This is a genomic window from Phytohabitans aurantiacus (assembly GCF_027923225.1).
Taxonomy (GTDB): domain Bacteria; phylum Actinomycetota; class Actinomycetes; order Mycobacteriales; family Micromonosporaceae; genus Phytohabitans; species Phytohabitans aurantiacus.
Window position 1 is genome coordinate 14,669 of record NZ_BSDI01000077.1, and the last position, 22,083, is coordinate 36,751.

A 22,083-nucleotide genomic window follows, 5' to 3' on the forward strand; every position below is an offset into this window, starting at 1 on the left:
TTCTGTTCTGTGGGTAGGTCACAGGCCGTTCCGCGGGGCAGTGGCGGGTTCGGAGCGGACGGCGACGACACCGGCTGCCCGATCTTGCACGTCGACATGGACGCGTTCTTCGCCTCCGTAGAGGTCCGGCGCGACCCGTCGCTGCGCGGCCGCCCGGTCGTCGTCGGCGGCATCGGCCCACGCGGGGTGGTCAGCTCCGCCAGCTACGAGGCCAGGCGATACGGCGTCCGCAGCGCCATGCCCACCGCCCGCGCCCGAGCCCTGTGCCCCCACGCCGTCTACATCCAGCCCGACGGGGCCGCCTACGCGGCGGCCTCCCGCACGGTCATGGGCATCTTCCGCGACATGACCCCGCTCGTCGAGCCGCTCTCCCTCGACGAGGCGTTCCTCGACGTGGCCGGCGCGCGCCGCCTGCTGGGCCGTCCCGCCGAGATCGCGGCGCTGATCCGGCAGCGGGTCAGCGACGAGCTCGGCCTCACGTGCTCCGTCGGGGTGGCGTCCACCAAGTTCGTGGCGAAGCTCGGCTCCACCCGCGCCAAGCCCGACGGCATGCTGGTCATCCCGGCCGGCAAGGTCCTCGACTTCCTCCACCCGCTGCCGGTCGCCGCGCTGTGGGGCGTGGGGGAGAAGGCAGCCGAGTCCCTGGGCCGGCTCGGCCTGCGCACCGTCGGCGACGTGGCGCGCGCCCCGGTCCGCATGCTCCGCGCGTCGCTCGGCGAGGCCGCCTCCGCCCACCTGCACGAGCTGTCGTGGGGGCGCGACCCTCGCGGCGTCTCCCCGGAGCAGGTCGACAAGTCGATCGGGGCAGAGGTGACGTTCGACACAGACGTGTCGGAAGAGGTCGTCATCCGGCGCGCGCTGCTCGCTTTGTCCGACAAGGTGGGTGTCCGGCTCCGCCGGTCAGATCAGGTCGGCCGCACGGTCTCGATCAAGGTCCGGCTGGCCGACTTCCGCACGGTCAACCGGTCACGCACGCTCCCCGTGGCCACCGACGTGGCCCGCGAGGTCTTCGAGACCGCGTGGGCCCTGTTCACCGCGCTCCAGCCAGGCGACCGCATCCGCCTCGTGGGAGTACGCGTCGAGGGCCTGACCTCGGCGAGCGGCACACCCCGGCAGGCCACCCTCGGCGAGCCCGAGCACGGCTGGCGCGACGCCGAGGCGGCCTCCGACGCCGCGGCGGCCCGATTCGGTCGGGGCGCGATCCGTCCGGCGAGCCTCCTGAAGCCGGCTTCGGGAGAGTCGGGAGGCCTTTCTTCACGTGGTTGACCTGCGGCTGGCCGAAAATCACCAAGAGCCGTGGGTCGTCCCGCTTTCCGACCCGCGTAGGCCCTCGTAGACTTGCGGTTAAGCAGCCGCTTGGCTGCCACGGTCTGTCGGTCCGACCGGGCCGACCAGTGTGACCGGGGAGGAGTGCCGTGCCGCTCTCGGAGCACGAGCAGCGGCTGTTCGAGCAGATCGAGCGGTCGCTTGCCGAGGACCCGAAATTCGCCTCGGCTGTGCGCGCCAGCGACCCGCGTTTCCACGCGCGGCGTCGACTGCTCGTCGCTGCCGGCGTCATCGTCGCCGGCCTTGGGTTGGTTGTCTACGGCACGGTGAGCCAGATAACGCTGCTGGGCGTGGCGGGATTCGTCGTCATGCTGGGCGCCGCCGCGTTTGCGATGCAGTCGCACCGCAAGGGGCAGCAGCCCGACCTGCGCGCCGTCGGGGGCACCGCCAGCCGGCGCACCCGCGGTCGGCGGATGTCTTTCATCGACCGACTCGAAGAAAGGTGGCGGCAGCGGCCCGAAGGCCACCGCTGACCTCCTGCTGAGACACCCGCCAGCGACGAAACGCGCTGCGTGGGTAAAACGCGCCCTCATCCAGGCCCCTCCCGCGCACGCTTCGTGCGCGCCGCACCGCGCCCCCCGCGCGCTTTGTGCGGCCGCGCTTCGTGCGCGCCACGCCGCGCCGTCCGTGCGCCGCGCTGTCCGTGCGCTTCGTGCGCGCCGAGCCGTCCGCGTGCGGCCCTTCTCCGCCGATCAAGGGCGAACGCACGTGGTTGGATCTCTCTTTCGCGTGCGTTTGCCCTTGATCGATGCGAATGTCCTTGATCGCGGTCCGCGCGCGGCGCTGCCTCGCACTGCCGACGTGGTTTGCCGCGACGGGCGCCGCGCAGTGTGCGGTCGTCGATCAAGGTGATCTGCGTGGATCAAGGGCGAATGCACGCGGAAAAGCGATCCAACCACGTGCGTTCGCCCTTGATCGGCGGAGAAGGTGCCGCGGGGACGCGGCGCAGCGCTACCGGCCGCCGGCCGACGGCCGCCCGGCGTCCGCGCGCGTCCGCGGACGCGGCGTTCGCGCGCGGCGACGCCGCGTCCGGCGCCGCGTCCGGGCGCGGGGCGGTGGGTTGTGTTGGTTGGGCGGGGACTGGGTGGGTTGGGCTAGCGGCGGTTGGGGAGGAGGCGGCGGGGGCTCCAGCGGGCGAAGACGTCTCTGATGCGGCCGGCCGTCGATACCGTGCGGATCGAGGCCTCGACGATCGCGAGTCGCCACCGTAGGAGTACGGACGGGGGGAGGATGGCCGCCGCCAGTCGGGTGCGGCGGCCGGCCTGAGAGGCGATGGCTCGGCGTACCGTGCGCAGGCTGTCGCTCAGTCGCCCGCCCTGCAACGGCTGGCGGGCGTACCGGGCGCGCTCCTCGGCCTGGCCCAGGAGGCGGGCGCTGTCGGTGGCGGGGCCGCCCACCAGGCCGTTCTTCACGAGACGGTCGGCGGTGGCTCGGGGCGTCTCGGTCGGGTCGATCGGCACGCGGTAGTCGACCATCGTGTCGAGCAACTCGGCCCACGCGGCGTGGGCGTCTTCGCGGGCGCGTCCGGCGCTGGCCACGTCGACCTCGACGGTCACACCGCCGCTCGCCGACGCTACCGCCGGACCGGCCGGAGTGGACGCTGCCCGGAAGCGGCTGCGGCGTAGGAAGCGACGGCGCATGGCCGGTAGCGCCAGCAGGAGCAGGATGACGATGGCGGACGCGATCGTGTACCAGGGCCAGGTCGACTGGGTCGGTGTGGTATCGCCGAGACCGGCACCGAGGTCGGCTTCGTCGTTGCCCTCGTCCTGCGGGGTGTTCGGGTTGGCTGTCGGGTCGGCGCCGGGACCGGTGGTGGCGCCCGGGGTGGCCTCGGGCTCCTCGGTGGCGTCGGGGTCGGGCGCCCACGCCGAGCGGGTGGCGCCGAGCACGCTGGCCCTCGGGGTGGCGTCGAACGGCACCCAGCCGAAGTCCTGTCCGAAGTAGACCTCGGTCCAGGCGTGCAGGTTCTTGTTGGTCAGCGTCCAGGTCTTCGAGTCGGAGCTGTCGCCGGACTGGCTGCCGCGGGTGAAGCCGAACGCCACCCGGGCCGGGTATCCGGCGGAGCGGACCATCCACGCCATGGCGGAGGCGTACTGCTGGCAGAAACCGGACTTGTTCGTCAGGAAGTCGACGATCGCGCTGCCGCTGGTGCCGGCCTCGGTGACGAGGTTGTACCTGAAGCCGTTCGCCTCCGAGAAGTACTGGTGGATCGCGAGCACCTTGTCGTACTGGGTGGACTTGCCCCGGGTCACCTGGGCGACGAGTTCGTCGACCTGTTGGACCGGAGGCGTGTCGATGAACTGGTTGGGGCCGGCGTTGTCCTCGATTTCGGCCCTGCGCAACGCGGCTGGGCTGAAGTCGGCCCGGACGAAGTTGAAGCCGTACTTCTTGTTCTTGGAGCGGGCCGCGGTCGACCAGAGCGTCTGCCGGCCCGGGTCGTAGTTCCACCGGCCCTCGACGTCGTCGACTTTGATCGGTGTCGAGTACACGGGCAGCATCGGCATGTCGAAGTCTTCGGTGACCTCGATGCGCGCCTGGTACTCCCGGTATCTCACGTCGTCGGGTTGGTTCCGGCGCGGGTCGGCCAGCCCTTCGTTTACCGATGTGCCGCGCGAGGACAGGCTCTTGAAGCCGTCGTTGGTGATCTGCTCGGCCACGCCGAAGCGTAGGTAGAACGGGTTGGGGTCGTTTGTGGTGACCTTGAGAAGGTCGGTGACCGCGGTCTGGTTGAGGTCGCCGCTGAGCTTCGCGAAGAGGTCGACCCGGCCGCCGCGCCCGTTGCCGCCAGGGCCGTTGCCGCCCTGGCCGACGTTGGTGAGCAGGCCGCTGGTCATGCCCGGGACCGCGAGCGGCACGAGGACCGCGAGGGCTACGCCGACGACGGCGAGGCGGCGGCCGGCGGCGGCGAGGGGCGACGGCTCCCACACGTCGACGTCGCGGCCGTCACCGGTGAAGCGGCGGCCGAAGCGGCGTACCCGGTCGACGTTGTCGGCGGCGAGCAGCCAGAGGAAACCGATCGCGCCGACGATGAACGGCAGCGGCGGCACGCTGGTGGTGTAGACCGCGACCGGTACCGAGTAGATGGCCAGCATCGGCAGGCCCGCGAGGGCCGGCCGCCGCATGCTGACGGTGAGCAGGTCGACGAGGATCGCCACCGAGCCGACCCCGAGCACGGTGATGAACTGGAGTCCGGGCCGGTCGGGCACCGGCACCCCGTACGACCGCATGTCATCGAGCGCGAACCCGGTCATCGCGCTGAAGTGGCTGAACGTGTCGGGGGTGGGGATGAGGAAGAGCAGTTCGTCGCCGCTGGGGAACATGATGGTCAGGGTCAGCAGCAGCGTCGCCGCCATGCCGAGCAGTTGCGCCCACAGGGGTGCCCGCAGCGAGCGGGCCAGGGTGGCGGCGCCGGCTATCAGCGCCACCGCGACGGCGCACTGGATCAGCCAGGTCCATCGTTCGTAGATCGCCGATAGTGGCGCGGCGGCGAGCAGGGTGGCCGCCGCGGCCACGAACCCCAGATGGCGATTCCGCATCGAGTTACCTCATCCCTCCGGCTACCGTGTCGGCGAGCGTCGCACGCACCGCGAACCCTTGCGAGCCGCGGGCGGCCTGCGGCCACAGACCGGGCAGCTTGTTGCCGTGTGCGACCCCGACGACCCGCCAGCCGGTGCGCATGAGCCCGAGCGCCGACGCGCCGTGCGCGCGGGTGGCCTCGGCGCGCGACTCCGGCGGCAGGGTCAGCCAGGTCGAACTGTCGATCAGGAATCCCACACAGGTGGTGTTGCTGCCGCGCAGGCCGGCGAGCATCTCGGCCTCCGCGCTGGTCAGGGCGCCCAGCAGGGCGATCACGAGGCCGCCGTCGGAACGCCGCCGGACCGCTTCGACCAGCTGCGCGACGTCGCCGCGCTTGTTCAGCTTGACGTCGGCCAGGTGGTCGAGGATCAGGCCCTCGCCGCCGTCGGTCGCGTCGGCGTCGATACCCGAGTCGGTGACCAGCCGGATCTTGTACCCGGCCTCCCGCAGGTGGACGGCGATGCTGGCCGCCGCGGACACCGCCCACTCGAAGCTCGCCGTCGGCCCTTCGCCGCGGTGGGCGAAGGCGCGGGTGTCGAGCACGACCGTGGCGCGGCTCTCCCAGGGCTGCTCCTCGCGGCGCACCATCAGCTCGCCGAGGCGCGCGGTGGACTTCCAGTGCACCCGCCGCAGGTCGTCGCCGCGCCGGTACTCGCGGGTGGCCGCGTCGTCTTCACCGTGTACCGCGACCGAGCGGGCCCGGCTGTCGCCGGCGCCGGTGTACTCGCCGGCGAGGCGGACGTTGGGCAGCGGCACGACCTGCGGGATCACGGTGAGCCGGTCGATGCTGGGGAACGAGCGGGTCAACTCGCACAGCCCGAACGGGTCGGTCAGCCGCACGACCAGCGGGCCGACCTCGTACCGCCCGCGCACGTCGGCGCGGACGGTGTAGGCGACCGAGCTGGCCTGGCGGGCGCCGAGCCGTTCCAGCACCACCCGTGGCCGGCTGCCGAGCGCGTACGGGAGCCGGTCTTCGAGCAGCAGGGTGCCGGTGGGCAGCCGGGACATGTTCTGCAGGCGGAGCACCACGCGGGCGCTCGCGCCGACCGGTGCCCTGTGCGGCTGGAGCGACCGGCTACACGCCAGCCGGTACCGGCTGCGGCCCACGTAGACGGCCGCGAGCATCGGCAGGATCGCGAGCAGCACGGCGACCCGCAGCAGGTCCTTCTCACCGAGGATCAGCGCGGACAGCGCCGCCGCCGCCGCGGCGGCGAGAAAAGACCGGCCGCGCGTCGTCAGGCCGCGCAGTGCTTCGCGCACCGTCAGTTCCTCCGCTGGTCGTACTGTGCGCGCCCGTCGCCGGTGCTGGGCCGGTTGTCGTACGGCGACCGCTGGCGCTCGTGCGGCAGCGGCAGCCGGTGGACGAGGTCGGCGATGATCGCGTCGGTGGTGCGCCGGGCGAGCTGCGCGTCGGCGGTGGGGATGACGCGGTGGGCGAGCACCGACACGGCCAGGTTCTGCAGGTCGTCGGGGAGCACGTAGTCGCGGCCGTCGAGAGCGGCGACCGCCCGCGCGGTGCGCAGCATCTGGAGCGTCGACCGCGGTGACGCGCCGAGCCGGAGCTCGGGTGACTCGCGGGTGGCGGTGACCAGGTTGACCGCGTACTGCTTGACGGGGTCGGCGACGTGCACCGCACGGACCGTGGCGATCAGCCGCCGCACCGTGTTGGCGTCGGAGACCGGCTTGAGGGCGAAGAGCGGGTCGCGGGCGCCGTGCACGTCGAGCATCGCCAGTTCGGCGTTGCTGTCCGGGTACCCCATGGCGATCCGGGCGGTGAACCGGTCGCGCTGCGCTTCGGGGAGGGGGTACGTGCCCTCCATCTCGATGGGGTTCTGCGTCGCGATGACCATGAACGGCGTCTGCAACTCGTACGTGACGCCGTCGACGGTGACCTGGTGCTCTTCCATGCTCTCCAGCAGGGCCGACTGGGTCTTCGGCGACGCGCGGTTGATCTCGTCGCCGACCACCAGGTTGGCGAAGACCGCGCCCGGCTTGAACTCGAAGTCGTGGGTTTCCTGGTTGTACACGCTGACGCCGGTCACGTCGCTGGGCAGCAGGTCGGGGGTGAACTGGATCCGCCGCACCGAACAGTCGATCGACCGGGCGAGTGCCTTGGCGAGCTTGGTCTTGCCGACGCCGGGAACGTCTTCGATCAGTAGGTGGCCTTCGGCGAGCAGCACCGCGAGCGCGAGTCGGACCGAGGCGGTCTTGCCCTCGATCACCTGCTCGATGTTGGCGACGATCGCGTCGCTCGCGGCGCGGAACTCGGCGCTTGACAGTGCGCCGCCAAGCTCGTCCCAGGATTGCTGTGTCACGGGCCTCCTCCTCGTGGTGCCACGGCTTCCCTAATAGATACGTAAGGCAGGCCGTAAGGTTCGCGGGAGTGCAGGCCGGGTTGTGTGACGGACCACCCGCATGCCCACAGGTTAGTCCGCAGGGTGAAATTCGCCGAGTCGCTCTCGGTATACCCCGTGTAGACTGCCGGACATGGCCAGGGCCTTCCTGCTCCTTAGAAAGCCGCACTGACGAGCATCGACAGTGCGGCTGCCCCTCCTGCGTGAGGGGCTTTTTTGTGTCCAGGCGAGAATGGCCCCGGAGGTCGAAAGATGAGCGAAACAGCCGACGCCCCGCCGCACCGGTACACCGCTGCGCTGGCGAACGAGATAGAGATCCGCTGGCAGGACTACTGGGAACGTAACGGGACGTTTGACGCGCCCAACCCGTCGGGCGAGCTGGCCGACCCCAGCCACCCGCGCACGGGCTCGCCCAAGCTGTACGTGCACGACATGTTCCCGTACCCGTCGGGCGCGGGTCTGCACGTCGGGCACCCGCTGGGCTACATCGGCACCGACTCCTACACCCGGTACAAGCGGATGGCCGGATACAACGTGCTGCACCCGATGGGCTTCGACGCCTTCGGGCTGCCGGCGGAGCAGTACGCCGTGCAGACCGGCACGCATCCGCGGGTGACCACCGAGGCCAACGTCGAGCGGTACCGCGCGCAGCTGCGCCGGCTGGGCCTGGCGTACGACAACCGTCGCAGCCTGGCGACCACCGACGTCGAGTACTACCGGTGGACTCAGTGGATCTTCCTGCAGATCTTCAACTCCTGGTACGACACGGAGCTGAAGCGGGCCCGTCCGATCGCCGACCTGATCGTGGCGTTCGAGCGCGGTGACCGGCAGACGCCCGACGGCCGCGAGTGGGCCTCCCTGTCCACCGTCGAGCAGCGCCAGATCGTCGACGACCACCGCCTGGCGTACATGTCGGAGGCCCCGGTCAACTGGTGTCCGGGCCTGGGCACCGTACTGGCCAACGAAGAGGTCACGCCCGACGGGCGCAGCGAGCGCGGCAACTTCCCGGTCTTCAAGCGCAGCCTGAAGCAGTGGATGATGCGGATCACCGCGTACGCCGACCGCCTGGTCGACGATCTGGACACGCTGGAGTGGCCGGAGCCGGTCAAGCTGATGCAGCGCAACTGGATCGGCCGCTCGACGGGCGCGCACATCGAGTTCGCCACCGCGGCCGGCCCGATCAAGGTCTTCACCACGCGGCCCGACACCGTGTTCGGCGCGACGTACATGGTGCTGGCGCCCGAGCACGAGCTGGTCGACCGCGCGGTCCCAGCCGAGTGGCCCGCCGGCGCCAAGCAAGCCTGGACTGGTGGTCACGCGACGCCCGCAGAAGCCGTCGCCGCGTACCGCGCGTCCATCGCGGGCGAGACGGAAGCGGAACGCACCGCGGAATCCCGCAAGAAGACTGGCGTCTTTATCGGCGCATACGCCACCAACCCGGTCAATGGCGAGCAGATCCCGGTGTTCATCGCCGACTATGTGCTGGCCGGATACGGCACCGGCGCGATCATGGCGGTGCCCGGGCAAGACGAGCGCGACTGGGAGTTCGCCGAGGTCTTCGACCTGCCGATCATCCGCACCGTGCAGCCGTCCGAAGGTTTTGACGGAAAGGCGTTCACGGGCGAAGGCCCGGCGATCAATTCTGGCTTCTTGAATGGCCTGGGCATCGCGGACGCCAAGGCGAAGATCATCGAATGGCTGGAAACGAACGGGCACGGCACCGGCGCGGTGACCTACCGGCTGCGCGACTGGCTGTTCAGCCGCCAGCGGTACTGGGGCGAGCCGTTCCCGATCGTCTACGACGAGACCGGCCTGCCGGTCGCGCTGCCCGAGTCGATGCTGCCCGTCGAGCTGCCCGACGTCGACGACTTCTCGCCGCGCACCTTCGACCCCGACGACGCCGACAGCGAGCCGGAGACGCCGCTGTCGCGCGCCAAGGAGTGGGTCGAGGTCGAGCTGGACCTGGGCGACGGCCCGAAGCGGTACACCCGCGAGACCAACACCATGCCGCAGTGGGCCGGCTCGTGCTGGTACGAGCTGCGCTACCTGGACCCGCACAACAACAAGGCGCTGGTCGACCCGGAAAACGAGCGGTACTGGATGGGCCCGACCTCCGAGGTCGACTGCGGCGGCGTCGACCTGTACGTCGGCGGTGTCGAGCACGCCGTGCTGCACCTGCTGTACGCCCGCTTCTGGCACAAGGTGCTGTACGACCTGGGTCAGATCTCGTCGTTCGAGCCGTTCCGCAAGCTGTTCAACCAGGGCTACATCCAGGCATACGCGTTCCGTGACGCGCGCGGTGTGATCGTGCCGGCCGAAGAGGTCGAGGAGCGCGACGGCAAGTACTTCTTTGAGGGCCAGGAGGTCTTCCGGGAGTACGGCAAGATGGGCAAGTCGCTGAAGAACGTCGTCACGCCCGACGAGATGTGCGAGCGCTACGGCGCCGACACCTTCCGGGTGTACGAGATGGCGATGGGCCCGCTGGACGTCTCCCGGCCCTGGGAGACCCGCGCCGTCGTGGGCTCGCAGCGGTTCCTGCAGCGGGCGTGGCGCCTGGTCGTCGACGAGGAGACCGGCGCGTCCCGGGTCGTCGACGAGCCGGCGAGCGAGGGCGTGCGGCGCCTGCTGCACCGCACGATCGAGGGCGTCCGCGCCGACATGGACGAGCTGCGGTTCAACACCGCGATCGCCAAGCTGATCGAGCTGACGAACGCGGCCACGCCGCTGCCGGCGACGCCCCGAGAGGTGGCCGAGCCGCTGGTACTGATGCTGTCGCCGTTCGCGCCGCACGTCGCCGAGGAGCTGTGGGGCAAGCTGGGGCACGAGGGCACGTTGACGTACGCGGACTTCCCCGTCGCCGACCCGGCGCTGCTGGTCGACGACTCCGTCACGTACCCGGTGCAGGTGAACGGCAAGGTTCGCGGCCGGGTCGAGGTCGCGGCCGACGCGCCCGAGCCGCAGGTCCGCGAGGCCGCGCTGGCCGCGGTGGCCGACCACCTGGCGGGCCGCGACCCCCGCAAGGTCATCGTGATCCCCGGCCGAATGGTCAGCGTCGTCATCTAACCACGACCGTGATCAGGGCGTCCCTGAAGTCGTTCTAACGACTTGAGGGACGCCCTGATCACGAAGAGGGGGTGCTTTGATCACGGAGAAGGGCGCTTCGCGTCGCGCGCGAAGCAGTCGCGCACGGTTTGCTCGGAAGGGCGGCCGATGAAGTCCATTGGGGTTTTTGCCGTTGGCTTCCGCGCGGGGTCGGCGTCTAGGTTGATCATCCAGAAGTAGATGCCGGCCAGGTTCCGCTCGTGCATCACGTTGCACGCGGTCTCGAACCAGCGCTCCTGGATCTCCGGCTTGATCGCGCCCTTCTGATGCGGCGACCACGGCTCCTTGTACGCCCCGCCGCGCGCGCCGATCGCCACCTCGGCGAGCACCAGGTCGGGCAGCGCACCCTTGCCGCGGTTCTTCGTCAGCCACGCGTTCCAGCCGGTCTTGAGCTGCGAGACGCTGGCGCTGTCGCCGAGCTTGATCGACGGGTACGCGTCGACCGAGCGCGTGATGCCCTCCGCCGGACCGGCCTTGCGCAGCCGGTCGTGGTTGGCGCTGTAGTCAAGCTCGCCGCTGTAGACCCCGCGCAGCCCCTCGGAGACGACATCCCAGCCGTCGGTGTAGGACTCCAGCGAGTTCAGCTCGGTGCCCACCACGAAGGTCGCCACCTTGGCCTCGGCGGCCACCTTCCCGTACGAGACGAGCAGGTCCCGGTACGAGGCGAACCACTTCTGCTTGCTGGCCGGGCGGATCGAGCCGCGCCACATGTTCGGGTCGTCCTTGACGAGGTTGCGCTCGTTGAGCATCGGCCGGACAGCCGTGCGCAGCGCCCGCTTGTTCGCCTCGTCGAGCACGATCGACAGCCGTCGGGGCGACGGGGTGATGTCGTGGTCGCTGAGCACCCCGCTGGCCGTCGCCGACTCCATGACGAACGAGAACGAGATCGAGACGGAGTTCGCGCCCATCGACACGACGTGATCGAGGATCTTCTGCGCCTTGGCGCGCACGATCTGGTCGGTGTCGTTCGGGTTGTTCTCCCAGTAGACGGCCACGCCGTGCTGGAACATGCCCTCGGCCCACGGCTGGCTGACCTTGACGACGGGATCTTCGACGGGCGCCGCGGAAGAGGAAGGCTGCGCCGTCGAGATGCGAGATTGAGGGTCGTCGGTCTGCGCGGAGCAGCCCGCCGCGAGGACCGCCAGCGCCAGGATCGCGAGTCTCCTCATACCGGCTTCGCGATCACTACGAACGCCTGCTGGCCGCCGCGCAGGTACCGGTACAGGCCGCGGACCGCGCCGATGCCCTCCATGAGCGCGAACACCGGGATCAGCAGGATCACCGCGACCCCCTCCCACCACTTGTACCTGGCCCGCCGCGAGACGCTCACGTTGATCCGCAGGCCCTCGGAGTACAGCCAGATCGCGTACGCCATGTTGAGCGCCCAGATCGGCAGCACCGCGAGCGTGATCGGCACCGTGTCGTACGAGCCGAGCAACGCGCCGAGCAGCATCACGAATCCGAGGTGCTGCAACGGACTCGTCACCCACGTGACGATCGAATATCCAATGTAGAGCCTGTCGCGCAGCGGGATCTGGTCGTTGAGGGCCAGCCCGACGAGGCCCCACGCCCACCGCTCGCGCTGCCGGAAGAAGTCGCGCACGGTGGCCGGCGAGGCGCCGTAGCAGCGGCCCGCGAACCAGGCGCTGCGGCCCGGGTACCGCCGGCTGAAGATGAGCGCGAACTGGGCGTCTTCGACGATCGCGTCCGGACCGAAGTCCCAGCCGATCTCGGCCTCGACCGACGCCCGCACCAGCAGCAACTCGCCGTGTACGCCCGCGAGCGGGGTGCCGCCGCCGGTGAAGGCCGAGTACACCGTGACGTCGGCGATGGGCCGCAGCGCGTCGGCGAGCCAGGAGAGGCCGCTGCGGGCGTGTTCCCGCGGGTACGTGAGGATGCCCTGCGCGAGGTGCTTCGCCTCGTCGCCGAGGTTTCGCTGCTGCTCGATCAGGCGCGCCACCGCGATCGCCGTGTCGAGGCCGACGCCGGTGTCGTCGTCCATGTGCAGGACCCAGACGTCGTCACGGTCTTCGTGCTGTGCCATCCGCAGCTCGTGCGCGTAGTGGTTGGCGCGCGCCTTGAACCGGGTGCCGTTCTGCGTCTTGTAGACCTTCGGCACGGTGACGACCCGGATGTACCGGCTCATCGCGGCCAGGTCCCGGATCTTGTCAGCCGCCTCGCAGCCCTCCTCGACGACCACGTCGACGCGCAGCTTCGAGAAGCACTCCGGCAGGTACGTGATGTAGGAGCGCACGACGCGGTCGAGCGCCGGGTACGTGTCGTGCCGACCGATGGTCGGCACGACCACGACGAGGCGGTCGTTGCACTTGATGATCTGGTTGTCGGCCGCCGTCAGCCGGTCGCGGCGCAGCCGCCGCCGGGTGATGACCGCGCCGGCCAGGCCGATCACGGTGCCGATCACCGGGTACGTCCAGATGATGGTGACCACCGGGCCGAGGGGACCGGTCGACTTGACGCTGAGCAGCCACGTGAAGCCGAGCACCACCGTGAACGCCAGCGCGAGCGGCCACAACCGGGGCAGCCAGCTCGCGTGCCGCTGCGCCATCGTGGTGCCGCCCGACGTGAGGGGCATCCGCACGGCGGGCAGCACGTGCGTCTCGGTGGGCGGCGGAAGCGAAATGACCTGGGTGCGGTCGGGCTCGTCGCGGATCGGGGCATCCACGTGCGTGGTCACTCGGTGGCCTTCCGGATCAGCAGCGCGACCGTGTAACCGGTGGTCCGCCAGGTCTCCTGGACGTCGTAACCCTCACCCAGCACCTGCGACTTGCTGCCGTCCAGCCCGTCGAGCGGGTCGCCGTACTCGCCGAGGCGCAGCACCCAGATGCGCTGGGTCTCGCCGAGCCGGGCGGCCACGTCCTGATGCTCGCTCGCCACCATCCAGCCGTCTGTCCGCATTGGACGGTCGACGAGCAGGTCGGTGGGGCGCATGTCGGCGGGGATGTAGTGGGCGACGATGTCGCGGTTCAGCACACCGGGTCCGCGATCCTGCAACCCGTACACGATGCCGTCACCAGGCCGGTAGGTCGTCTTGAGCAACGTGACGACGGCGGCCGTGTCCTGGTACCGGAAAGCCGGTTTGCGGACCGAGACCTGACCGGGGAGCGAGAGCACCGCGAGCGTCGCCACGGCCGCGGCGGCGGCCACGACGCCGCGCTTGGCCAGCAGCAGGCCCGCGAGCAGCGCCCAGCCGACGACGGTGAACAGCACGTACCGCTGCTGCCACAGGTGGCTCACCGTGCCGACGGTGAAAAGCGCGGCGGCGGGCGTGACGGCGACGCAGGCGGCGACCACCGCGCCGCGCTCGCGGGAGAGGGCGGCCGCGCCGAGCACCAGCAGCGCGCCGCCGACGACGGCGCTGCCGAACATCTCGTTCGCGTACGCCTCGAGCTGGTGCAGGTCGGCGAGCGGGATCCAGCCGATCTGGTTGCCCTGCTGGCGGCGTCCAATGAGGACAAGAGGGATAAGGGGGACCAACCCGCCCACCGCGGTCGGAATCCAGCGCCAGAGCAGCTTGCGCTTGTGTACGAGTACTGCCAAGCCGTGACCGGCCAGCAGGCTGAGCGCGACGAGGTGCAGGGCACCCAACACCGTCAGCGACAGCGCGTATGCGAGCCCGACACCGAGCGTGTACCCCTCCAGCATCCGGATCAGCAGCAGAGTGGCCACCGCGGCGGCGAGCGTCGCGGCGGCGTACGGCCGAGCCTCCTGCCCGAAACGGGCGGTGATGGGCAGTACCGCGAAGACAAGCCCCGCGATCAGGCCGGCGCGCGGCGCGCCGAGCCGCCGCCCGATCAGGCCGATCACGGCGGCCGTGGCGACCATCGCGAACGTCGACGGCAGGCGCAGCGCGAGGTCGGAGTCGCCGAAAACGGTGGTCCAGAGCCGGATGAAGACGTAGTACGGCCCGATGGACGCGTCGGTGCCGTCGAGTTGCTTCCACAACTCGGGCCACGACACCGTCGTGATGCCCCACGTCGCCAACTCGTCGGCCCACAGGGCGGGGCCGGTGATGCCGATCAGGCACGAGATCAAAGTCACTACGGCGGGCGCCGCCCAGCAGACCTGGCGCAGCCACACCTCGATGCGCCGTGGAGCATCGGAAACTGGCTCCACGCGAGCCGCTTCCATGACGATCGTGGCGTCGTCATCCACCCCGCGCGCCCGGCGAGGCAAGGGGATGTGTACTTCCCCGTTTGGCCCCACGACGGGAAGTGCAGAGCGGCTCATGATTGCCGGAGTTTAGGGCACGGACGCAGTTACCCAAAGCCGACGATTGGCTTCCTGTGATGGACTGTATCGGTTCCGTGCTGACGCGGCTATGCTGCCGGACGGCTATGACGTCAGAACTGGGGAGATCTCGTTGCCACCCGCCCCCATGTGGAGCCCTGAGCTCCGCCGTGGACTCGCTCGCCTGCTCACCTTCGCCCTGCTGTGCGCGCTCGGCCTCGTGGTCGGTGCGCCCGCTCAGGCGGCCACGAATCTGGTGCGAAACGCGAGCATGGAGACATCCGCGAAGGGTTTTCCGCAGTGCTGGAAACGGACTGGGCAGGGCAAGCAGAACTTTTCGTACGCCGTAACACCGACCGCCCGCACGGGTAAGGCGGCGTTGAAAATCACCATTGGCGCCTTCACGTCGGGCAGCCGCGGTGCGGTAATGGATTGCGCACCCACGGTTACCGAGGGGCGGCAGTACGACCTCTCCGTCTGGTACACGTCGACCAGCGCCGCCACCGCGATGACGCTGTACCGCCACGACGCCAAGGCCGGCTGGCAGTACTGGACCGACCTCGCCACGCTCCCGGCGACCAAGCAGTTCAAGCAGAAGACGGTGCGTACGCCGCCCGTGCCCGCCGGCACTGACCAGATCACGTTCGGCGTCAACCTGTACGGCGCCGGCACCCTCGTCACCGACGACTACAAGATGGTCGACGCCACGATCGTCGCGCCCAAGCAGGCCTGCAAGCGTTGCGCCGCGGGCCAGTGGCGGGTCATGCCGTACCAGTCGTCGGTGCGCGCCATCCACGCCGCCGTCCTGCGCAACGGCAAGGTGCTGCTCGTCGCCGGCTCCGGCAACGACCCCAACGCGTTCAAGGCCGGCACGTTCAAGACCGCCGTGTACGACCCGGCCAACGGCAGTTTCACCGACGTGCCCACCCCGGTCGACCTCTTCTGCGCCGGGCACGTCGCGCTCGCCGACGGCAAGATCCTGGTGATGGGCGGCACCAAGGACTACGCCGCCGCCGACGGCTCCGTCGGCTACAAGGGCCTCGCCGACTCGTACCTGTTCGACCCGGCCACCAACAAGTACACGCGCACCAACGACATGTCCGCCGGCCACTGGTACCCGTCGGCGACCGTGCTCGGCAACGGCGACGTCATCTCGCTCGGTGGCCTGGGCGCCGACTCCACCGGCACCACCGTCACCGAGTACTTCGACGCGTCCGAGGGGCGCTGGCTGGCGCAGAACGAGGCCGTGCAGACCTGGGAGTGGTGGGGCCTGTACCCGGCCATGGTGCTGATGCAGGACGGCCGGCTCTTCTACACCGGCAGCCACACGTTCGGCAGCGGGCTGCCCGGTGCCGGCGCGCGCCTCTACGACTACCCCAACGGCAAGTGGACCGACGTGCCGGGCCTGCAGAACAAGGACTATCGCGACCAGTCGATGAGCGTCCTGCTGCCGCCCGCGCAGGCACAGAAGGTGTTCACCGTCGGTGGCGGCAACGGCGACGTCGGCGCCACCGCCGGCCGGCTCACCGACGTCATCGACCTCAAGGCGGCCAACCCCCGGTACACGGCCGGGCCGCTGCTCCCGCTCGGCAAGCTCGCCAACGGCCAGACCCAGGCCGCCAACACCGGCAAGATGTACGTCTCGCTGGTGCTCCTGCCCGACGGCACGGTCTTCGAGACCGGTGGTGGCCTGCACAACCGCGCCGACCCGGTGTTCGAGGCGTCCATCTACAACCCGGCCACCAACAAGTTCGCCCCGGTGGCCGCCGACCCGGTGCCCCGCACGTACCACTCGTCGGCTTTCCTGCTGCCCGACGGCCGGGTCATGGCGGTCGGTGACAACCCCGGCAACGGCTCGTTCGACACGCGCATCTCGATCTACACGCCGCCGTACCTGCTGAGCGGCACCCGGCCCGCGATCACGTCGCTCGCGTCGAACCAGTGGGGGTACGGCACCACGCAGCGCATCACCGTCGACCGGGCCGTGGCTCGGGCATCGCTGATCCGCCCGGCCGCCGTGACCCACTCCTCCGACCCGAACCAGCGCTTCGTCGAGCTGCCGATGACGGTGAACGGCAACACGATCGACCTGAACATGACCAACAACCCGAACATCGCGCCGCCCGGCTGGTACATGCTCTTCGTCCACGGCGCCAACGGCGTCCCGTCGGTCGCCAAGTGGGTCAAGGTCGGATGAGCTCCCGCTTCGCGGCGCGGCTCAGCTCGCTCCGCACCCGCCTGGCGGTGTTTGGGCAGGCCCCGAGTGGGCTCGCTGGCCGGTTGGCGGCGGTCGGGCGGAGCGCTGGCGGGCTTGCGGGCCGCGCGTGGGGCGGGTGGCGCGCGGCGAGCTGGCCGATCCGCACGGCGATCGCGGGCGGGGTGGTGCTGCTCGCCCTGGGCGTCGGTCTGGCCGGCACGTGGGCGGTCGGCTCTGACGCCGACTCCCGCTGGTCGGCCGGCTCCCCGGGCAACGACTACGGCCCCGGCCCGGGCAGCGGCGACGACCGTCCCAAACCGGGCCGCGCCGACGACCCCGGTCAGGGCGCGCAGGCCGGATCCGCGGTGACGCCGCCGGCGTTCGTGCAGGACTTCGCCCAGCAACCCGGTACCAACCCCAACGGCCCCGCCGCGTCACCCACCGCGGGCGTCCAGATCGCCGAGGGCACCGACGGGTGCGACCACGCGTACGGCGGCCGCGATGTCTGCGTACCGTGGGAGTTTCCGGCCGGCGTGACCGACAAGTGCGGATGGCTGAGGGAACGCGGCTTCAAGCCTCTGAAGATCGAGGGCGGCCGAGACCGTCACGCCCTGGACCGCAACGCCGACGGCACAGCCTGCGGCGCGGGCGACTAACCCCCGCCGACCGCTTGGCCGGCCTGGCCGCTCACCTGTTCACAGCCCTGATCACGTGGCGGGGGTGGCGGCGGGGGTGCGTTTGGAGGCTCGGCGCCAGCGCGTGATGATCACTGTCGTGGCGATCAGGCCCAGGCTGGCTGGGGCGATCGCGAACCAGTTGATTTCGCCGGGCGAGGCCACGGCGGCGCCGACGGCCGCGTACCCGAATGCTGATGGCACGGACGCGAGCACGCTGCCGATCAAGTATGGGCGCAGGCGGGCGCCGGTCGTCCCGTACCCATAGCTGATCAAGCCGAAGCCACCGACCGGCAGCAGGCGTACGGTCACGACGCCGAACACGCTCTGGCGTCCGAACCAGCCGTCGAGCTTGGCCAGCCGGCCGCGGACCCGTTCGGCGACGAAGTCGCGGCCGAGCAGCCGGCCGACGGCGAAGCCGAGGGCGGCGGCGAGCAGTGCGGCGCCAAGCGCGTAGCTCGCGCCGCCGACCGTGCCGAACAGCGCACCCCACGCCACCGAGACGAGCGTGCGGGGGATGAGCACGATCATCATGATCGCGCCGAGCAGGACCGCGGCGGGTGGGGCGAGGAGGCCGAGGCGGTCGACGATGCGGGGCGCGGCGGCGAGGTCGGGCTGCGGCAGGAAAAGTACCGCGATGCCGCAGGCGCAGAGCAGCAGGACGAGCACGGCGAAGCGAGCGACCTTGGGGTCCCGCAGGCCGTTGCGGAGGCGCGCGATCATGACACCGCCGTGGCGGCCGTGCGCTCGGCGCGGAGCCGGTCGGACCAGGTGTCGTCGAGGGGAGCCAGCACGTCCATCCCGGTGGCCCAGCGCAGCAGCAGGTCGGCGAGGGCGGGGTTGCGGGCGAGGGCGGGGCCGTGGGAGTACGTGCCGAGGAGCTTGCCGCGCCAGGCGCCCTCGGTGCTGCCGTCGTTGCCGATGCCGGTGGTGACCCGGGCGAGCGGCGCGACGCTCGGGCCGAGGTGGGTGCGGCCGCCGTGGTTTTCGAACCCGGTCAGCGGGGGCAGGCCGAGCCGGGGGTCGATGGTGCCGCCCAACTCGCCGACGGCCCGGCTGGGGCCCCGGTCGGAGTTCAGGTCGAGCAGGTTGAGGCCGCCGCACTTGGCGCCCTTGGCGAAGAACGAGCCGCCGAGCAGCTGGTACCCGGCGCACACCGCGAACACCACCGAACCCTGAGCGACCGCTCGGTGCAGGCCACCATCGGCGAGCAGCCGCTGCGCCGCGAGCGCCTGGGGGCCGTCTTCGCCGCCGCCGAGCAGGTAGATGTCGGCGGTGCTGGGCAACCGCTGGTCGGACCGGACCTCGATGGTCTGCACGGGAAACCCGCGCAGCGCGGCCCGGCGGGCGAGGATCAGCATGTTGCCGCGGTCGCCGTACGTGGACAGCAGGTCCGGGTAGATCCAGACGATGCTGATGGCGCTGTCAGTTGACACGGTCCAACTCCGCTCGGATGTCCTGGAACGCCGTGTAGTTGGCGATGACTTCCAGCCGGCCGGGCGGTACCGAAGTGACCGCCTCGTCGAAGGACAGTACGTGACGGAACGGCACATCGTTCACTTCCAGCCGTACCGCCAGGTCGTACGCCCGATCGCCGGTGATCAACACCTGCCGGCCCCGCAACGGCGAGAAGTCGACGTCGAAGAGCCACGAGGTGTCGAGGCCGTCGGGGTCGCGTGCGTTGATGGACAGCAGTGTCGGCGCGTGATCCACCATGTCGAAAGCCTCCAGCCAGCTCGCCGGGTTCTTGGCGAGCAACAGCCGGATGTTTCGCCCGTCGCGCATCACCTGCGCGTAGCGGCCCGCCACAGAGGTCACAGTGGACAGTCGACCGACCGCGTCGGTTGGGCGTACCCCAAATTGAGCTGCCACCGCCAGTGCGGTGGCCGCGTTGCCGACGTTGACTTTTCCAGGAATTTGAAGGTTTACCTTGTGCCACGCGCCGCGCGGGTCGATGACACCATCGTCTTCCACCGTCCACTGTGGCATGGGCCGGCGCAGCGGGCAGTTGACACACCACCATTGGTCGGCCTGGCGCTCGATCGGCGCACCACACTGTGGACAGACCCACGAGTCGTCGTGCCACCGTTGCCCGGCACTGAACCACGTCACGCGCGGCGAGGCGACGGCCGCGTAAACCACCATCGGGTCGTCGGCGTTGGCGACCACGAGAATGTCGGGGTGGTTTGCCAGCGCGGTGCGCCAGAGGTCGGCCATCATGGCGACCTCTTTCGCCCGGTCGAGCTGATCGCGCGAAAGGTTCAGAAGAGCGACCACGCGGGGCGTCGTCGCCGCGATCACTTGCGCCAGATAATGCTCATCCACTTCGAGTACCGCGTACGGCGTGTGCCCGGCCTTGGCCAGCGCCGAGGTGTGCCCGGTGGGCATGTTGGCACCAAAGGAGTTGGTGGCCACGTTGCCCAGTACGCCGACCGCCGCGGCCGTCAGCCGGGTCGTGGTGGTCTTGCCGTTGGTGCCTGACACCAAGGCGATCGCCCGGCCGTTGGCCAGGTGGGCGAGCAGGTCAGGGTCGATCTTGAGGCCGATCCAGCCGCCGATCACCGAGCCGTCGCCGCGCCCGGCCGCGCGCGAGAGTGCCGCCGCCGTACGCGACACCGAGCTGGCGACCTTGGCCCGCAGCGGCATCTTGGCCGTGTTCCCGTCCGTCACGCGAGCGAGGGTACCGGAGCAGGTTTGATCTCTGGGCACGGCAAACTTGTGTGGCCTTATTCACCGTTCACGGTCGACGGTGAGTCATGCTCACGTTGACGCTGTGTAGCGACATTTCGGACAGCGCCCTCCCTGGCCGGGCATTCGATGGCGTGCCAAACTCGCTACGCAAGATCGCGATTACTCTGCGTCGATCTCGTCATCGGCTACAAACGTTGAGCCGGCCCTCATCGTGGCCAGGCCGCACCGCGGGACAACGCCGAGCCCTGCCCATCCCGAGCGGTGCAACCCACATCCGACAACTCAACGGCGGATCGGGCAGGGACGGGGGAACCAGGTTAGTGATCTGTTCCCGGATCTTGGGGTGAAGCCGCGCTAGGAGCGCGGCCGGGCAGCCTCTGCGCCCGAACCCGACAGCTAACCCCGCAGGCGTGCCGGAGGGATCTCATTCCGTGCACGAACACAGTTCGAGCCGGCGGCGGCCTGTCCGCGCCGGCAAGCTAGCGCTTGCTCTGGGGATCTGCCTCTGTGCCGGCCAGTTCATGGCCGGTACCGCGATGGCCGCTCCAGCGTCCGCGGCCGCGCCTGTGACCACTGCCGTCGCCGAGGCGGCCTCGCCGACACACGTGGCGATCAAGCTGACGGCGAGTACGACCAAGTTGGCGTGGGGTTCGGCGGTCACGCTGACCGCGCGCGTCAACGACCCGGCCACCGGTGCCGCCGTGACAGGCGGAAACGTGCAGTTCCAGGCGTGGCGCAACGGCGGCTGGAAGACGTGGCAGACCAAGGCCGTCAGCAACGGCACGGCAAGCTACCGTGCGACCCCGTACGTCACCGGCAGCTTCCGGTTGAAGTACACGGGCCTGTCGGGCAAGTACATCTCGACGGCCACCCCTTCCACCCGGGTCAACGTGGTGGCGAGCCGCGCGAAGGTACTGGCCGAGGCGCGCAAGCACGTCGGCAAGTCGTACCGGTACGGCGCGAGCGGGCCGGGATCATTCGACTGCTCGGGCTTCACCATGTACGTGTACCGCAACTCCGCTGGCATCAAGCTGCCGCACAAGGCCAACTCGCAGCAGAAGTACGGCAAGGCGGTGGCCAAGTCGTCGGCCCAGCCCGGTGACCTGATCGTCATCCGGAGCGGCTCGTACGGGTACCACGTCGGCGTCTACGCGGGCGGCGGCTACTTCTACGACTCGCCGAAGCCCGGCGCGAAGGTCGGCAAGCACAAGATCTGGACGTCGAGCTACGTGGTTCGGCGCCTGGTCGGCTAGTTCTTTACACCCATCCCCCCGCGCCCGCGATCAAGGGCTGAGGCGTACCCCCCGGCGCCTCGCCCTTGATCGCGGGCCATTTTGCTCCCTGCTCGCGGGCCCGCGCCGCTGCATTGCGTGCTGCTCGCGCGTCGTGCGCGGTGATCGCGCGCTGCTCGCGCGCCGTGCGCGGTGCTCGCGCGCTCTTGCCGCCGGCGCGCGTCCCGGCTGCCGGGGCGCGCGCTCTTGTCGCCACGCGCGCCGCCCTTGCTGCCGATCAAGGGCGAATGCACGTGATTGGATCTCTTTCCGCGTGTATTCGTCCTGAGATGCAAGAGGTCCCCGGGGTGTGAGGCGGCGCGCCGTAGTGGCCAGGGCCAGCCGCCGGGGTTTGTGGGGTTGGCGGCGGCGTGTCGCCGCGCCCCTGCGCGCTGATCAAGGCCATTCGCATGGATCAAGGGCGAATGCACGCGGAAATGCGATCGAACCGCGTGCATTCGCCCTTGATCGGCGCGCCGGGCGTGGCGACACGCCGTGCCGCGCTGGCCTAGGGGCGAACGCACGCGAAAAAGAGATCCAACCACGTGCGTTTGGCTCTTCGCCCCGATGTGTGGGTTGGGGTCGGGTTGGTGATTGGGGCACGCCGTTGCCTGGCCTAGGTTTCGGACTGTCTGACGGTTCGA

15 protein-coding genes and 1 riboswitch are annotated in these 22,083 nt (G+C 70.1%); of the genes, 6 read left to right on the forward strand and 9 right to left on the reverse strand.

The window, feature by feature from the left end; translation table 11 throughout:
• Positions 1-9 precede the first annotated feature (9 nt).
• Together QMG73_RS42085 and QMG73_RS42090 are read left to right on the forward strand one after the other, a co-directional pair.
• Positions 10-1,266 carry a DNA polymerase IV gene (locus QMG73_RS42085; RefSeq protein ID WP_281905175.1) on the forward strand — a complete coding sequence of 419 codons (1,257 nt, stop codon included), beginning with the start codon at positions 10-12 and terminating at the stop codon, positions 1,264-1,266.
• A gap of 149 nt (positions 1,267-1,415) precedes the next feature.
• Positions 1,416-1,799 (forward strand): DUF3040 domain-containing protein, encoded by a 384-nt coding sequence (locus QMG73_RS42090; RefSeq protein WP_265254854.1) that lies wholly within the window; start codon positions 1,416-1,418, stop codon positions 1,797-1,799.
• A 621-nt stretch (positions 1,800-2,420) separates the two neighbouring features.
• Here QMG73_RS42090 and QMG73_RS42095 read toward each other — a convergent pair.
• The 3 genes from QMG73_RS42095 to QMG73_RS42105 are packed head-to-tail and all read right to left on the reverse strand — an operon-like array spanning position 2,421 to position 7,217.
• Complete coding sequence (locus tag QMG73_RS42095; protein WP_281905178.1) at positions 2,421-4,862, reverse strand: DUF3488 and transglutaminase-like domain-containing protein; 2,442 nt, start codon at positions 4,860-4,862, stop codon at positions 2,421-2,423.
• A gap of 4 nt (positions 4,863-4,866) precedes the next feature.
• On the reverse strand, positions 4,867-6,162 hold the full coding sequence (locus QMG73_RS42100) for a DUF58 domain-containing protein (protein WP_281905179.1): 1,296 nt from the start codon (positions 6,160-6,162) through the stop codon (positions 4,867-4,869).
• A gap of 2 nt (positions 6,163-6,164) precedes the next feature.
• Entirely contained in the window at positions 6,165-7,217 is a 1,053-nt protein-coding gene (locus QMG73_RS42105; RefSeq protein ID WP_281905181.1) for an AAA family ATPase, read from the reverse strand.
• A 291-nt stretch (positions 7,218-7,508) separates the two neighbouring features.
• On the opposite strand from QMG73_RS42105, the gene leuS reads away from it, so the two are divergent.
• Positions 7,509-10,319: a leucine--tRNA ligase gene (gene leuS / locus QMG73_RS42110; RefSeq protein ID WP_281905182.1), complete on the forward strand. Its 2,811-nt coding sequence runs from the start codon at positions 7,509-7,511 to the stop codon at positions 10,317-10,319.
• 80 nt (positions 10,320-10,399) lie between these two features.
• Here leuS and QMG73_RS42115 read toward each other — a convergent pair whose 3' ends face one another.
• Genes QMG73_RS42115 through QMG73_RS42125 form a run of 3 tightly spaced genes read right to left on the reverse strand, consistent with a single transcriptional unit; the run spans position 10,400 to position 14,531 of the window.
• Positions 10,400-11,527 (reverse strand): glycoside hydrolase family 113, encoded by a 1,128-nt coding sequence (locus QMG73_RS42115; protein WP_281905184.1) that lies wholly within the window; start codon positions 11,525-11,527, stop codon positions 10,400-10,402.
• Positions 11,524-13,053: a glycosyltransferase family 2 protein gene (locus QMG73_RS42120; protein WP_281905186.1), complete on the reverse strand. Its 1,530-nt coding sequence runs from the start codon at positions 13,051-13,053 to the stop codon at positions 11,524-11,526. The genes QMG73_RS42115 and QMG73_RS42120 overlap by 4 nt, the downstream gene beginning before the upstream one ends.
• The gene (locus tag QMG73_RS42125; protein WP_281905187.1) at positions 13,050-14,531 is read right to left on the reverse strand and encodes a glycosyltransferase family 39 protein; all 1,482 of its coding nucleotides are present in this window, start codon (positions 14,529-14,531) and stop codon (positions 13,050-13,052) included. The genes QMG73_RS42120 and QMG73_RS42125 overlap by 4 nt, the downstream gene beginning before the upstream one ends.
• A gap of 208 nt (positions 14,532-14,739) precedes the next feature.
• On the opposite strand from QMG73_RS42125, the gene QMG73_RS42130 reads away from it, so the two are divergent.
• Complete coding sequence (locus QMG73_RS42130) at positions 14,740-16,803, forward strand: galactose oxidase-like domain-containing protein (RefSeq protein WP_281905189.1); 2,064 nt, start codon at positions 14,740-14,742, stop codon at positions 16,801-16,803.
• The gene (locus tag QMG73_RS42135; protein WP_281905191.1) at positions 16,800-17,459 is read left to right on the forward strand and encodes a hypothetical protein; all 660 of its coding nucleotides are present in this window, start codon (positions 16,800-16,802) and stop codon (positions 17,457-17,459) included. Before QMG73_RS42130 ends, QMG73_RS42135 begins: the two co-directional genes overlap by 4 nt.
• Before the next feature lie 51 nt (positions 17,460-17,510).
• Here QMG73_RS42135 and QMG73_RS42140 read toward each other — a convergent pair whose 3' ends face one another.
• From QMG73_RS42140 to QMG73_RS42150, 3 genes are read right to left on the reverse strand one after another with little or no spacing between them, the layout of a single operon-like run.
• Entirely contained in the window at positions 17,511-18,200 is a 690-nt protein-coding gene (locus QMG73_RS42140) for a TVP38/TMEM64 family protein (protein WP_281905193.1), read from the reverse strand.
• Complete coding sequence (locus QMG73_RS42145) at positions 18,197-18,913, reverse strand: type 1 glutamine amidotransferase (RefSeq protein ID WP_281905194.1); 717 nt, start codon at positions 18,911-18,913, stop codon at positions 18,197-18,199. Before QMG73_RS42145 ends, QMG73_RS42140 begins: the two co-directional genes overlap by 4 nt.
• On the reverse strand, positions 18,903-20,123 hold the full coding sequence (locus tag QMG73_RS42150) for a Mur ligase family protein (protein WP_281905199.1): 1,221 nt from the start codon (positions 20,121-20,123) through the stop codon (positions 18,903-18,905). Before QMG73_RS42150 ends, QMG73_RS42145 begins: the two co-directional genes overlap by 11 nt.
• 321 nt (positions 20,124-20,444) lie before the next feature.
• Positions 20,445-20,594, forward strand: a riboswitch (cyclic di-AMP (ydaO/yuaA leader).
• Positions 20,595-20,734: 140 nt separating this feature from the next.
• On the opposite strand from QMG73_RS42150, the gene QMG73_RS42155 reads away from it, so the two are divergent.
• Entirely contained in the window at positions 20,735-21,421 is a 687-nt protein-coding gene (locus tag QMG73_RS42155; RefSeq protein WP_281905195.1) for a C40 family peptidase, read from the forward strand.
• Positions 21,422-22,083 lie beyond the last annotated feature (662 nt).

Excerpts from the sequence above, each read along its gene's own strand:
- QMG73_RS42095 (WP_281905178.1), bottom strand. The coding sequence starts at position 4,862 with ATGCGGAATCGCCATCTGGGGTTCGTGGCCGCGGCGGCCACCCTGCTC.
- leuS (WP_281905182.1), top strand. The coding sequence starts at position 7,509 with ATGAGCGAAACAGCCGACGCCCCGCCGCACCGGTACACCGCTGCGCTG.
- QMG73_RS42115 (WP_281905184.1), bottom strand. The coding sequence starts at position 11,527 with ATGAGGAGACTCGCGATCCTGGCGCTGGCGGTCCTCGCGGCGGGCTGC.
- QMG73_RS42135 (WP_281905191.1), top strand. The coding sequence starts at position 16,800 with ATGAGCTCCCGCTTCGCGGCGCGGCTCAGCTCGCTCCGCACCCGCCTG.
- QMG73_RS42140 (WP_281905193.1), bottom strand. The coding sequence starts at position 18,200 with ATGATCGCGCGCCTCCGCAACGGCCTGCGGGACCCCAAGGTCGCTCGC.
- QMG73_RS42150 (WP_281905199.1), bottom strand. The coding sequence starts at position 20,123 with ATGCCGCTGCGGGCCAAGGTCGCCAGCTCGGTGTCGCGTACGGCGGCG.